The sequence below is a fragment of the Paraburkholderia sp. MM6662-R1 genome (assembly GCF_050436245.1).
Taxonomy (GTDB): domain Bacteria; phylum Pseudomonadota; class Gammaproteobacteria; order Burkholderiales; family Burkholderiaceae; genus Paraburkholderia; species Paraburkholderia tuberum.
The window spans coordinates 1,563,786-1,577,309 of sequence record NZ_JBNDLV010000004.1; the positions used below are offsets into that span (position 1 = coordinate 1,563,786).

A 13,524-nucleotide genomic window follows, 5' to 3' on the forward strand; every position below is an offset into this window, starting at 1 on the left:
AGGAAGGGGATGTTAGTCAGATCCTCTTGATTCGTTGCCTGATTGTTCCGGACAGGCGCGCAATGAGAGTCGTAACTTCTTCTCGACCAAGACAGACCTTAAACCCAGCCGGTGTTTAGCCTATCGACTCCGGCAGCGCACTCAAGCCGTGTGTTAACCGCGCGCGATTACATGCCGGCGTGCCTGCCTTGATCTCGGGGTAATCGTTCGATCAATGGCTACGAGTTACATGATGGCCGGCCGGCGAGCCTCCGATGTCCGGCTCCGAGCCGACATCCGAATGTCCGCCACGGCGCGCGGTCGAAGGGCTGAAGACGGCCGAACCCAGAAATTCGGGTTCCGGCCGAGACTAACGGAGCGCGCCAGCGCCACGAAATCGGGATTTCGCCGAATCCGCGCAGGCCCGCGGAGTGGCCGCTCGCCCCCGCTCCAATCAGAGGTTCGACGCGCAGCCATTATTCGACTAGGCTTATCAGAAGCCCCATGCTGCACAAACGCGTTGAAAACCGCCAAGAAAGATTCGATTCAAACACCTGTTTGCAGGGTATCTCACGATAGGCTACCGACCATGGACGACATCTCTCCGCAGGCCTTCGTCGATGCCGCGATGGCCTATCAGAAGACTGCCGCGGTGAAAGCCGCCGTCGAGCTCGATCTGTTCACCGCGATAGCGGACGAGCACGGCGACCTGAAGCGTATAGCCGAGCGGGTAAAGGCCGCCGAGCGCGGTGTGCGCATACTCTGCGACTTTCTGACTGTGCACGGGTTTCTGCAGAAGGAAACGGGACAGTACCGATTGACGCCGTCGACCACCGCATTCCTGACGACTTCCTCGCCGGCCTGGATGGGGAGCATCGTGGATTTCCTGGCGGCTCCTGAAATGACGGCACTGTGGCTGGACGACCCCGCCGCGTTCGTTCGCAACGGAGGAGCCGTGGGGCTGGGCAACATCGCGCCCGAGCATCCCGTCTGGGTGAAGTTTGCGCGTGCGATGGCACCGTTCGTGACACAAACCGCACAGAGCATCGCGCAACACGTGAGTGCGCGGCCTCAGGCACCGAAGCGCGTGCTGGACATTGCAGCCGGGCATGGGCTGTTCGGAATCGCGATCGCCGAAGCGATCCCCGGCGCGGAAATCGTGGCGACCGACTGGCAACCGGTTCTCGAGGTCGCGACGCAGAACGCCGCAGCGGCCGGTGTCAGTTCGCGTTACCGCACGGTCGCCGGCAGTGCGTTCGAAGTCGATTGGGGTACGAATTTCGATCTGGCGCTGATCACGAACTTCCTGCACCACTTCGATCCGCCAACCTGCGTGGAATTACTCTCGAAAGTCCGGAGGAGCCTCAGTCCCGCAGGGCGAGCGCTCGCGGTGGAATTTGTTCCCGACGAGGATCGCGTGTCGCCGCCGTTCGCCGCCGCGTTTTCCTTTATGATGCTTGCGTCCACGCCGCAAGGCGACGCGTACACCGCGCGCGAACTCGAGCAAATGGGCCGCGAAGCCGGCTTTTCCAACGTAACGGTGACGCCGCTGCCACCTTCGCCGCAAGCCCTCGTTGCATTCGAGTAGCGCACATCCCTCGCGCTCCAGGCACCGCATTTCGTAATGGAGACGGCGTTCAGACGATGTCGATCGCGACGTCGATGTTGTAGGTTGCGCTGCCGGCCGACCTGACGGTCGACGCCGAGGTGGATCTCGGCACGGGCGCGGGCGGCTATCTTTCGCCGTCGCGGACGCCCGACGACGTACGCGTCTTGCTGGTGTACAAAACCTTGTCGATCTTGCTCATCCTGCGGGTCGATGCCGCCCGCAGCCTCGTCGATACCGGGGAACTCTCACTTGCGGTGATCGCCAGAGAGACCGGATTTGGCGATACCGAAAGAATGCGCAGAGCATTCGTCAGGACGCTCGGGCACCCCCTCATTGCTTCATGGGATTTTCAGGAAGGGTTCCGCACCTTGTCCACGGCTCAGTCCCTGCACATGGTCGCCGCGCGATTGGTAGCGAACTTGTACTCGGCGATCCGTCAGCGTTAGGTTGGTAAGAGAGCCTGTTCTTGACGCGACAAGGCGGACCGCAAGGCTTCATTGGCGGTGCTGCGGCCTGGCTCCGCGGCATGCAGCGCCTGCTATTTCCACTTCGATCCGAGCATCTCCAACCCGGCTTTCTGCAGGTCTTCCGGTAGCAGCACAACGCGAAACTCGCAGTCGGCGTTGAACGTGAGAAACCACGGCTCAGCAAATGCGGGAATCTGCGATGGCTCATCAGGGTTGATGACGAGGATGACTTCGCGTCCTCCGCTTTGCTCCGTAAAATAGGCTGCTTCCGGTTTCATCGCTTCAAGTATCTTTGCCATCACTTCCTCGATGGTGCCATCGCGCACAAAAGCATTGAATGGCTCGTGGGAAATCCGTATGTTGAGAAGCATGCGCATGGTCATTCTCCTTGCCTAAGGCCCTGAAAGAACTCTTCAAGCATAAGAGATCTCCGATGTTGCTTTCGTGGGCTCGGCAATATTCCCGCGTATGGGTGCGGAACGGTACTGAGCATCGGAAACCAGTGAATTGACGCGGAGCGGCAACAATTGGCGACGGCAGCCATTCGCAACGGGCGCAACGTGTGCCAATCTCACCCTTCTGCGAATCCAACAAATTCGCGTCGCAAATCCGGCAAGTCCAATTTATTCGGTTCCGCGTCATCAAAGGTTTTATCGAATTCGTTCGCAAGTCTCTGAGCACTAGGCAGGCCGTTATGGGGCTGAGCGGCGAATCGCCTGAGCGCGAGACGAAGACTGCAAGCGTCCGCGCGTACGGCGCGCAGAACACCTTTCGCCGTAGGTTTTATGCGGCCACGGAGAGCGCGGCGTCCTGCCGGAGTGGCACGACGTTCGACGGGATATCCATCAGGAGTTCCAGGCGTGCGCCGAGCAGGCGCCATGCGTCCGCCTGTTCCTGCTGCCGGACCGCCCGTTGATAGGTGCGTTTGATCTTGTTCTGTTCGAGGTGGTTCAGGCACTTCTCGATCACGTGGCCATGGACGCCGAGCTCGCCCATCAGCGTCGTGCCCGTTCGGCGCAGATCGTGAGGGGTCCACCGTCCGCCTGGCAAGATGAGCGCGTCGATGTGCTGGCTGCGGTGCTGCAACGGCGTGCCGCTTGCCGCGCCTTGGCGGTCATAGATCTGCTTCGTAATGGACTTGGAACACACTGGCCCGTCGTGCCGGGCGGCCGGGAAGCGCCAGACTTCATCGCCGCCGAGTTCGAGCAGCGCCCGCATGTGGGTCTTGGCAAACTCGCTTAGGTAAATCGTGTGCTCCTTCGCGTTTTTCGAGTGGTCCGCCGGAATGATTCAGGTGCCCGCTGCCAGATCGATGTCGGCACGGCGCGCGCGGGTCAGTTCGCCGATCCGCGTGAGCGTCGCGAGCATGACCCATACAGCGTGCTGCGTCGACTTGAGCAGATTGGCGTCGGCGAGTCTGGCTGACAACGCGCGGATTTCGGCCTCCGACAGCACACGTTCGCGTTCCTCCTCCTGACCACCAACGTGTTTCTTTTCGATGCCGGTCGTCGGATCGGCCGCCACAATCTCGCGCACCAGTGCAAAGCCGAACATCTGCCTCAGTTCGGCGAGCAGCCGGTTGGCCAGACGCGCGGCACCGCGCGCCTTGACGGTATCCAGCACGGACATGATGTCGGCCCGTCGGATGCTGTCAGCGTGACAGTCACCCACCTTTCCCGGCCTTTGCGGCGTCTGTTGCACCGAGCGCCCGCAGCTCTTTGAACTGGATGCTGTCAGTGACGTTGGCGCGATCCTTTGCGCGGCGCCACATCGAATGAAGCCCGGTCTTCGAATACGCCCCGCCTTTCTGCGTGGGGAACAGGTATGGGCTGGTGATCAAGTACTTCTTCTTGATCGCCTTCGCGCGATCGATCACCGTGCGGATCTGCAGCGTGATCTCAACGTCCAGCACCTTGCCACTCGTGCCGGCCGTCTTTGACGGCTTGAATCGGATCGTGTTGTCGGTGATCTGCGTCTCGAGCAACATGCGAATGTCGATTGCCCGCTGGCGGAAAATGCCACACTGGACAACAGATCTGACAGGCCCAAACATCAAGATCGGCAACCACGTCGCCTTCAGACTTCGTGAGTGGCATGCTGTCTCCCGGCAACGTCGACACGGTCACCTGCGTATGACTGGCTCCCGGTACATCGCCGACTCGAACACTCACTTCCTGGATGCCATCGAGGTATCCAAACGTATGAATGCGCTATGCCAACGGAGGATTGCAGCGACCGTTCGTAGAATGGTTTTCTTTGGGTCGTCCGTCTATCTTGATTCCATGGACCTGTATCCAGTGAGAGCCACGATGAGCATGAACGCAAGAGATTTACTCGAGCTGCACCGAGATGATCCAACGTCGTCAGAACTGCGGAAGATGGCCGCGAACATCATCGCCGTCGGCGTCGCAGATCAACACGAGGGCTGCTGACATGAACGCGCTCGAACAGTGGCGCTCCCGACCGCTGCAGGTCAGTGTCCTGGATCGCTGCGATGAATGCGGCGAGTTGAAGGAAGACGTTCAGAAGCGCGTGAACTATTGGCCGAATATTACTGCCGTCTGCTGTGGGAAGTGCTTCACTGCAATGACCGGCCAATACAGCGGATCTTCAGCCCTATCAGGGGTCAGCGAGGAATGGCGCGCAACGCAATGCTGTCGCGACCGAGCCAGATAAATCAGTGTTTCCTTAGTTCCTTTGGAATTGACGGTAAGGCCGGCTGGGCCTGGGGGGCCGTTTTGGGTTTGCGTGGCATACATGCTCCTTGAGCTACATGTTATGCCTTGAACACAAAATTTATGAAAGGCCCCTCAAGTCCGGCCCGCGGATGACGATAAACCGCTTGATCGCGACGACGCATCAAGCACGAAGCATGGCTCTTGACGGTCCCAATCGTGCTCCTTCTCCTGGCCTCTTCTGCCGCCACCCCACGGCGCCTCCATCTCAGTACGTCGATTTTTTTCAGAACTCTCCATGAAAAGTGAACGATGGTCAATTAGTCTAGTAACGTCTCTGGCTCTCTCTGCTTTGTTGCCGACGCAGGGCGCGCACGCGCTGGACGCCACCGTTCAGCCCGGGCAGAGCATTCAGAGCGCGCTTCAATCGGTAGCGGCAGCGGGTGGCGGCACCGTTACGCTCGGCGCGGGCGTCTGGACCTTGAGCAGTTCGATCCAGATCCCGGGCAGCAACATCACGTTGACGGGCCAAGGTGCCGCAACGGTGATTCAAGGACCATCGACGCCCTATGTATGGAACCTGATCCTTGTGAATGGCCAGAGGAGCCTGCACGACATTACCATCTCGAACCTTGTGCTTGACGGACAGGTTCCGAAATCGGCGGCTTTTGATCCTAACAACGCCTACTCGGTGGCGGGCGGTGGCCTCAACGAAGCCGCGAAGGGTTTGGAGCTTGTCGACGCGAGCAACCTGAAGATTCTGAACGTCGAGGTGAGGAACACGGCGGAAGGAATGGCAACCGGGTCCATCAATGGACTGACCATCGATCGCTCCTACTTTCACGATAGCGGCATTATGGTGCACGGTAACGACGGCCTTGCCTGGCACAATGCGTATTTATGGGGCTCGACGAATGTGACGATTACCAACTCGCGCTTCTTGAACTCGTGGGCGGGCGATGGCTTGCATATCAACGGACCGGGGAGCAACGCGATCACTGTCGATAACTCGACATTCGTCGGCAACTATCGGCTGGGTATTCATGCCCAGCAAACTCCTGCCAATCTCACCGTCTCGAACAACGACCTGAGTTTCAACGGCTCGACCGCGCCCGGCACTGCGAACTACAACGGTCTGTCCATGAGCGGTCTCGACATGGAGTCCACGACTGGAACGATAGTCGGCAATACAGCCATCGGCAACACCAATGAAGGCATCATCACCCGCAGTGGAACCGGCACGCTCGCCGGCAATACGGCGCTCGCCAATAGCTGGTGGCAGATCGACAATTTCGGCTCCTACACGGTCGGTGCGAACTATTCAGTGCAGGGTCATGGTAGTGCACGAGGCGTCGGGCCGATTCCGGACGGGACATATCAGATCGTATCCCGATCGAGCGGGCTGGCGCTGGCACCGGCCGGCCAGGCAAACGGCAGCTTGCTGACGCAAACTCCTTATACGAGGTCGACAAGCCAACTGTGGAGCTTCGTCAATCTGGGCAATGGCGAATATGAGGTCGCCGCCGCCAGTAGCAGCCTGGCGATGGACGTGAGCGGAGCGGGTACCGGAGACGGGGCGCAGGTTCTGGTGTGGAATTACCACGGTGCCGCCAATCAGATCTGGCGTGTCATCTCGACCGGCTCGCAGTATTACCGTCTGTGTCCGGCCCACGCGCCCGGTTCGTGCCTCGATGTCAAGGGTGGCTCGACGGCTTCTGGTGCAAATGCAGACCTTTGGCAATACGAAGGTTTGCAAAGCCAGCAGTGGCAAGTTCTCGCCCCCTGATCGCAAGCTGCCAGGCAAATCTGAAGATGCGGGCGTTCCACGCGGGGCTTTATAGCTCCGCTGCCGGGTGAGTCGACACGGAAAGTTGTTGCAGCTTCCGTCTCCCCACCCGCATCCGATTCTGTCAGGACTCGTATTCGGTAAGCGTCAGTGCATCCCGTCTTGAATATGGCAAGCCCGAGTGTGAATGTATTGCTTTCGTGAGGATGACAGTGCGCCAACTCACGCTCATTGAACACGACCACCTCCGCGATGTAGGGCGCCCCCTGATACCAGTTCGGGTCGTCCTGACGTCGGGACCGCATTAGTTGAGAATCTCGCCGTACTCCGGACCCCATTCGATGAGAACGGGCCCACACTGGGTGAGAACAGCCCGATTACATCGGCGCGGAACCGCGTTCAGCAAGAATGTCCGAGCGGCTCAGCCAAGGTGCGTGTCAAAGTCAGCTAACGACCCACTTCTGCCCCTCGACCGACGGTATCTCAACGGGAGCTTTAGCTGCGGAGCAGACAGTCGGAAAAGTCGTTCGGAGGGAGGCGCGAGCGATGCGCCGGCGTGGGCGCTACACTCATATCTGTACTCCGACTGCGATGACGATGGAGACGGCGAGGATCCACAGCTCGATGGCGGTGAAGCGGGGGTATCCGATCTTTTTCATCGTCTTCCTCTCCTTATGACCCGCAGCCCGAACTTCATTGGGCATTCCCGGCCGGCAAGTACCTGGCTCTGGCCGTCGTCGATGTGCAACAAATCAACGGCTTGTACCTCAGCCGACGGTGAAACCTCGGCCCGAGGTCGAGGTCGACGCGCCGTACTTGGCCGGGGTCTGCGCCTGGCTACCGGTGGCAGGCGCGTTCCGCCGCTCGCTGACCGCTCGGTAAAAAAAAGCCGGCGGAAGCCGGCTTCGAAGCAGGTTCCGTTTTTCCCAGGGGTGCGGAGGTAGGAACCTGAGGAGACTCATTGTGTCAACGCGTTGGCCGGGTGATGTCCTACAACAGTTCACAAGCGTCCAAACTAAGACCTGCCGATTCGATCCTCGCCTCCTAAATGACAATCGCACCGTCCATGGAACCATGGTATGCGGATGCTCCCAAGACGGCCATTCTACGAACGGTTGCCGCAGTCGTACGCGAGCGTCGGGCTCTTATACTCGTGTATATCATCGAGACGATGAAGCGGGTCGGGCGTCGAACAAACATATTGCAGTACAACAAGACGGAGCGTGCCTGCCCGAGCGGCGGGTAATGCGGGGTAGCAGACGTCGGAACGTCCGCGAGAAGGTGCCGACCAACGTCAGTAGCTGGCCGAGAGCACCAGTTCAATCAAGGTCCTGTAGAGCGACCGTTGAAAATCGTCGACGGCCGCTTTCGGGCGGCTTCTGTGGATGAGTACTGTCGGCCAGGAAGCGCCGTTCGCCCGGTCTTGCACGAGGACATTCGTACGTCCGCTACTGTTTAGGTTTGTAGGATGCCTGCCCTCGACCACGGATATGAGCGCACGCCACAGGCGCATGCTCCTGAAGCCGATCGCACCGGCTCGCGAAAAGCCGGTGCGATGCTACCTACCTCAGGACGAGGCGAGCGTGACGATGTCGCTGGCGCTCATGGCGCCGTTATAGACACGGAAGTCGTCGATCAGACCGCTGAAATACGGGTCATTAGATTGTGAACGTCCGAGCCAGTTGTTCGTCGTACCTCGCAATTGGAACGGCGAAAGGAACATCGAGGCATTGGTTCCGACAACGGCTCCATTGACGTACAACGTGCCAGTCGCACCGGACAGCGTCACCGCGACATGCACCCATTGCGACATCGGCAGCGCCGCGGTGCCGTTGATACGTTGCTCGGCATTCCCAGTGCCGCTCTCCGTGATCGCAAACCGCACCGTGCCGAGATTGCTTCGCGGTGTCAAAAACATGTAACGAGTGGTGTTGTTGCCAAAGTCGAAAATACGCTGCCAATTCGAGGAGCCATTCCAGTACACCCAGGCCGCGATGGTGAAGTCGTTGATGTCTGAGATGAAACCGGCCGGCAGGGTGACATAGGCGCCGCTCCCGTTGAGCTGCACGGCGGTGTTGTGCTTGCCGGCCGCCCATGTTGCGCCGCCGAGCAGCGTGCCGTTATTGCCATTGCCCGTCGCATCGGAGGCGGTGGTGCCGCTCCCCTCGTCGAAGGTGAGGTTGGTATACATCCGCGTGCCGCTCACGCCCATCGCTTCGTTCGACTGCGTCGTTTCGCCGGAGGGCGTGATCGCGGTCACCACGTAGTAGTAAGCGCCTGCGGGCAGGTTGGCGTCGGTATACGTCAGAAGATCGGAAATACCGCTCGCGGCAAGCGTGTAGGGGCCGCCGGACGTCGTGCTCCGGTAGACGTTGTAGCTGGTCGCATAGGCGGTTCCCCACCAGGACAGGACGATCTGGCCGGCAATCGTTGGCGCGATCAGGCCGGAAGGCGGAGTCCCTTGAGCAATGGGGTCGCGCTGGAAGGTCAAGGTGCCATAGCCCAACTGATCAGAATTGCCGCCAGTGCCAAGTCCGCCTTCCGGTGAGTGCGACGTCGCAAATTTCTGGCAGTATGGAGCGGCTATACCTTTCCGGTTGACGTAATGGTTGTAAATGAGCGCCCACTGCGGCCGGAGGTTGCCCTGAGCGGAGGTCGAAAAGACGTTGTCGTACGCACCGGTGGTAGGGCAGTAATAGGGAGTGAACGGCACGGAGTAGTAGGTCGTGCCTGACTGGATGAGGTTGCCCTTCGCGACGTATTCGCTGGCGGCCAAGGCCCGGTTGTTGTCGTAGCCGTACAGATCGGTGCCCTGGTTCCACGCCATTTCACAGATCGAACCTAACAGGGCAATGCTGAGTGTATCGTGTCCCTGGTCGCGCCCAGCCTCCTGGGTCTGGCCCAGATAGCCAGGATGAAGGTGAACGACCAGATTCTCGATAGCGCCGTTGCCAAGGCCTTGTTTGAAATAGCTGATCGCCTGGTCGAAGATCGTCTGGTTGTCGCATAGGACACCCACCGCTAGAACCATTGCGGCGGTCATGAGATCCCAGTTTGAGTAGACAGCGAGAGCCCAGCCAGTCCCGTCGGCGATGCCCTCAACTAATTGCGCACCCGAAGCCACCTGCATCGGATAAAACACGTTGAGCATCATGTTCTGGAACGCCGAGAAGTCCGCCGGCGCCCAGCCCGGGTAGTCGCGCATCAATTCTGCGGCGTTAGCGAACGTGTAACCCTGGAGCCCCGCCCGCAAGAAACCGCCGTAGTTACCGTTGGACCAGGCGATTTGCGTCAGCTTCGACGCCCAGGCGTTCATGATGGCCACCGCCGTATTGGCAGCCGTCGTGTCTCCGGTAATCTTCCAGCGCAACGCGTTGGCATAGGCGGCGGCGATGTCGTTATAGAGATACCCGCAATTGTCCGAGTAGCCGGGCATGGCATTGTAAATGACCGCTTGGGGACTGGGCTTCCATGATGTGCTGGCGTACGGGCTTGTGAGCATCAAGTTCCAGGTGTCGATCCACGGCGAAGCCTTGGTTGCCACCTTCTGGGCCATCCGGTTCAGATCGTCCTGTGTGTGGAGCAGCCCGGGATGGACGAATGAACTGCTTCCAGACTGTGCGTTTACGATTGCCTGTGCGTTTGCGACTGCCTGCTGGCTGCGCGCTGCACTCGCTGCTCCCGTACCGCTGTCGGACCCCGAGCCGGCTCCGCATCCCGTCAGAGCAAGCGCTCCGAGTCCCTGCAGGAAGTTGCGGCGCGACATGTTGCTTTTTAGGGACGACAACACGTCGAAAAGCGCGCCTCCCTCGTCGCCCCGACCGATTTCTGCCGCTGCGTATTCCGTTATCGTTTGAGTCGCGTCTTGATTCGGTTTTTTCATAGACACCTTCCTTGTGGTGATGCAGTGGGACAGCGATAGATAGAGTTCAAAGCTCGCCTGGACTTTGATGTTGGAGCCGGCGCATGCCGGGCACGAAAGGACGTGTGAGACAAACCGACCCGAATGTTGACCTCACCAATCGACGCACAGCACGCACAAGCGCGCTTCTCGACGAGATAAGGCGCACATCGCGCGTGGAAAGATTTGATGGCGCTGATTGCACCGCACGCGCAAGCCTGGGCGAAGGGCCACCCCGCCGTTTGCCGTCGGAGCGTTGATGCGCATAAATGAGCACACGCCACTGAGCCCTGACGCCTATACGCTTAAGGAAGGCACGGCGGTTGATGCGATGCTGATTGCCACGCCGTGTTCGACGACGAACAAGGGCGGCGAGCGCGGCCCTGAGATGCATCAGACCAAGACCTGGCGCTTCGGCGCGACGTGCCGTATTGACGTGGACGCCGACTTGGGGCTGGCGCATACGGTCGTGGGCACGACTGCCAACGTTCGCAAAGCGACTTAAACTCATGCGCCGGTGCGGCGATGGTGCGCAGATCGCAGAATGACACCTCGCTTTGCTCATCGGCGCAAGGCGATTTCCGAGCGCGGCGCCAGGGGAGCCGCATATAACCGGACGGAACTCCAAGGAATGCTCTAAGGTTCGGTGAAGCGTTAAGCAAACGTTTGCATATGTGCTTACGGCACATTGTTACGTTTCTGAAGGTTTGCGGTTGTAAGGATTTCCTGCTTGTTGAGTAGCGTGCGGGATCGGCAGTGGGTGAAAGTGTCGGCGCCCATGTCCCCCTTGTAGCGCCACCGCTTGTGTCAAACCCTCCTGTCGCAAGATCTCTGCGCGAATCGGGTCGAGCTGCGTTTTGTGTGGAAACTGTATTTCATCGGGAGGTGATTACGGCATCGCTAAGCAACTGATTCCATTGGGTGCGTTGTGTCAGACTCTGTTGTTCGTTTACCTGAGTACGTAGCGAGGAATTCCTTGTGCAGTGTGCGACGAATTAGGTAGCCACATTCGACGCCGGCCGCGTAGAAGACGCTGGTCGCTACCGCCGACATCCGATCGTCTCGACGCAGCTGGACCAACTCTCCTTCCGCTCCTGCTCATCGTGAACTTCACGGGATACAGATGCGAAATGAAATCTCAAATTCCATGGAATCAAGGTAGACGGACGACGAAAATAAAACCATCGTACGAACGGTCGCTGCAGTCCTCCGTGGGCATAACGCGCTCATACTTCGGATGCATAGAGGCGTCCATGGGCGAGTGTTCGAGTCTTGGCGGCGATGTGACGGGAGCCGTCACGGTAAGCGTGTCGTACGCAGGCATGAGACAGCATTTCTAATGGTTGATGGATGGAGCGGCGGCGAGGTACTTTAGCGTCATGAGCGCCGAGCACTTGCCGTGCGACGAGACCGCGCACATGGCCGTTGTACCCTTCAAAGCTGCCTATAAGGACTTCCCTTTTTTTGCAAGCTGGGGTTGATTTATCCATCCATCCTCGTCCATCCATTCGATTGCCATGTCATCGGGGTACACATTCGGCATTCAGCGGCGAGACAGACTGCACACCTATAAACGGCCTTGTTGAGCACTATCATTGCGGGTGCCCGGGCCCGGATAGTAACCGCGCAGCAGGACTCCATCCGTTGGACGGCGAATACATTTCGTGTAGCGCCTCACAGCTTTTCGAGTTCGCCCGCTGCCGGTCTGACCTGTCGCTATCCTTGCCTTTGCGTCCTGGATTACGAAGTCACGCTTTTAGGTGACGCTGCGAATTTACCTGTTCATGCTGTTGTCCTACCGTGGCTGGGCCGGTGTTGAGGGAGTGGAGACATACGAGGGATCGAAGCGCTCGCCCTTGGCCAGAATTGCCCAGAGGATGCGCGCGTGCTTGTTGGCGACAGCCACCAGCGTTCGATACCAACCCACGCGTGCCTGGAGCTGAACGATCCAGCGCGAGAGCCGGTCGGTTCGTCGATGGGCGCTCGTTACTGCCGAGCGCGCGCCTTGGAACAGCAGCGTGCGCAGATACGTGTTGCCCTGTTTGGTGATGCGGCCCAGGTGGGTCTTGCCGCCGCTGCTCTTCTGTTTGGGCACCGTGCCGATCCAGGCGGCAAATTGGCGGCCGTTTTTGAACAGGCGAGCGTCGCCGACGGTAGCCACCGTGGCCGACGCGGTGAGCGGCCCGATGCCGATGACCGCCATCACGCGCTGCGCGTTGCTGTCGTGCTTCACGTGCGTGGCGACTTGCGCGTCGCACCAGGCGATTTGCTGGTCGAGGCCCTGCAGGTGCTCCCAGCCTCGCAGCAGCGCAGTGCGCGCGACACCGTTCAGTTCGGTGGCCCCGTCCTCCAGTGCCTCGACGAAGTGGGCACGAAATGCATTGATGCCTTGCGGCAGGAACACGCCGAACTCGACCAGCTCACCGCGCAGCCGGTTGACGAGCGCGGTACGCTCCTCAACGAAACCGTCCCGCATCCGGTGCAGCAGCAGCACGTTTTGCTGCTCTGCCGTTTTGACGGCCACGAAGCGCATGTGCGGTCGGCCCGCGGCCTCGCAGATGGCCTCGGCATCGAGCCTGTCGTTTTTCACGTGTTTGCCGCCCTTGCGGTAGGGCGCGGCGAGCTGCGGCGCGATCAGCCGAACCTCGTGGCCGAGCGCGCGCAGCTTGCGCCCCCAGTAGTGGGCTGCGCTGCACGCTTCCATTGCGACCAGGCACGGCTCGAGGTTGGCAAACCATTCGAGAAACTTCTGCCGTGAAATGGCTTTCCTGACCACCACGCGTTCCATGCTGTCCACGCCGTGTACCTGGATGATGTTCTTGGCCAGATCCACGCCGATACGAGTAATCTTGTCCATGACTTTCCCCTTCCCAGATGAGTTGTCTAGCACCAACCATCCTGGCATATCGCTATGCCACGAGATCGGGAAAGTCCTTACTAATTCGTTGAGATAACGCGGGATCCAAGGGCCGGAGTGGGTCGTTAAGACTCAACCGCGGTGCTGGGAAGCTGACATTCGACCGCACCGCTTCGCGAATGACAGCAAAGGGACGTGCAGCCGCCGCACGGTTCCTGAAGTACGAGCGTCGGCTTAAGCAGAGATTTTT

Annotated in this window: 11 protein-coding genes; 4 read left to right on the top strand and 7 right to left on the bottom strand. The window is 59.6% G+C overall.

Annotated elements, in window-relative coordinates:
* Positions 1-280 precede the first annotated feature (280 nt).
* Together OKW39_RS37095 and OKW39_RS37100 are read left to right on the top strand one after the other, a co-directional pair.
* A complete protein-coding gene (locus tag OKW39_RS37095) occupies positions 281-1,567 on the top strand; it encodes a methyltransferase (protein WP_429564886.1) in 1,287 nt (428 codons plus the stop codon).
* Positions 1,568-1,686: 119 nt separating this feature from the next.
* Positions 1,687-2,034, top strand: a complete 348-nt coding sequence (locus tag OKW39_RS37100) for a hypothetical protein (protein ID WP_176078868.1) — start codon at positions 1,687-1,689, stop codon at positions 2,032-2,034.
* A gap of 92 nt (positions 2,035-2,126) precedes the next feature.
* Here the strand turns inward: OKW39_RS37100 and OKW39_RS37105 are convergent, their stop codons facing one another.
* The 4 genes from OKW39_RS37105 to OKW39_RS37120 form a co-directional block, all read right to left on the bottom strand.
* A complete protein-coding gene (locus tag OKW39_RS37105; RefSeq protein WP_429564887.1) occupies positions 2,127-2,432 on the bottom strand; it encodes a panthothenate synthetase in 306 nt (101 codons plus the stop codon).
* A 406-nt stretch (positions 2,433-2,838) separates the two neighbouring features.
* Positions 2,839-3,273, bottom strand: a complete 435-nt coding sequence (locus tag OKW39_RS37110) for a hypothetical protein (protein ID WP_429564888.1) — start codon at positions 3,271-3,273, stop codon at positions 2,839-2,841.
* A gap of 72 nt (positions 3,274-3,345) precedes the next feature.
* Positions 3,346-3,684, bottom strand: coding sequence for a hypothetical protein (locus OKW39_RS37115; RefSeq protein ID WP_429334476.1), 339 nt, complete (start codon positions 3,682-3,684; stop codon positions 3,346-3,348).
* 34 nt (positions 3,685-3,718) lie between these two features.
* Positions 3,719-4,039, bottom strand: coding sequence for a hypothetical protein (locus OKW39_RS37120; RefSeq protein WP_429564889.1), 321 nt, complete (start codon positions 4,037-4,039; stop codon positions 3,719-3,721).
* 989 nt (positions 4,040-5,028) lie between these two features.
* Between OKW39_RS37120 and OKW39_RS37125 the strand changes: the two genes are divergently transcribed.
* Positions 5,029-6,516, top strand: coding sequence for an RICIN domain-containing protein (locus tag OKW39_RS37125; RefSeq protein WP_429564890.1), 1,488 nt, complete (start codon positions 5,029-5,031; stop codon positions 6,514-6,516).
* A 1,567-nt stretch (positions 6,517-8,083) separates the two neighbouring features.
* Here OKW39_RS37125 and OKW39_RS37130 read toward each other — a convergent pair.
* On the bottom strand, positions 8,084-10,399 hold the full coding sequence (locus OKW39_RS37130; protein WP_167368749.1) for a LamG-like jellyroll fold domain-containing protein: 2,316 nt from the start codon (positions 10,397-10,399) through the stop codon (positions 8,084-8,086).
* A gap of 277 nt (positions 10,400-10,676) precedes the next feature.
* On the opposite strand from OKW39_RS37130, the gene OKW39_RS37135 reads away from it, so the two are divergent.
* On the top strand, positions 10,677-10,922 hold the full coding sequence (locus OKW39_RS37135; protein ID WP_425199364.1) for a hypothetical protein: 246 nt from the start codon (positions 10,677-10,679) through the stop codon (positions 10,920-10,922).
* Between the two features lie 721 nt (positions 10,923-11,643).
* Here OKW39_RS37135 and OKW39_RS37140 read toward each other — a convergent pair.
* Both OKW39_RS37140 and OKW39_RS37145 read right to left on the bottom strand, forming a co-directional pair.
* Positions 11,644-11,907 (bottom strand): hypothetical protein, encoded by a 264-nt coding sequence (locus tag OKW39_RS37140; protein WP_429564891.1) that lies wholly within the window; start codon positions 11,905-11,907, stop codon positions 11,644-11,646.
* Positions 11,908-12,212: 305 nt separating this feature from the next.
* Positions 12,213-13,274, bottom strand: a complete 1,062-nt coding sequence (locus tag OKW39_RS37145) for an IS110 family transposase (RefSeq protein WP_090812806.1) — start codon at positions 13,272-13,274, stop codon at positions 12,213-12,215.
* Positions 13,275-13,524: the final 250 nt, after the last annotated feature.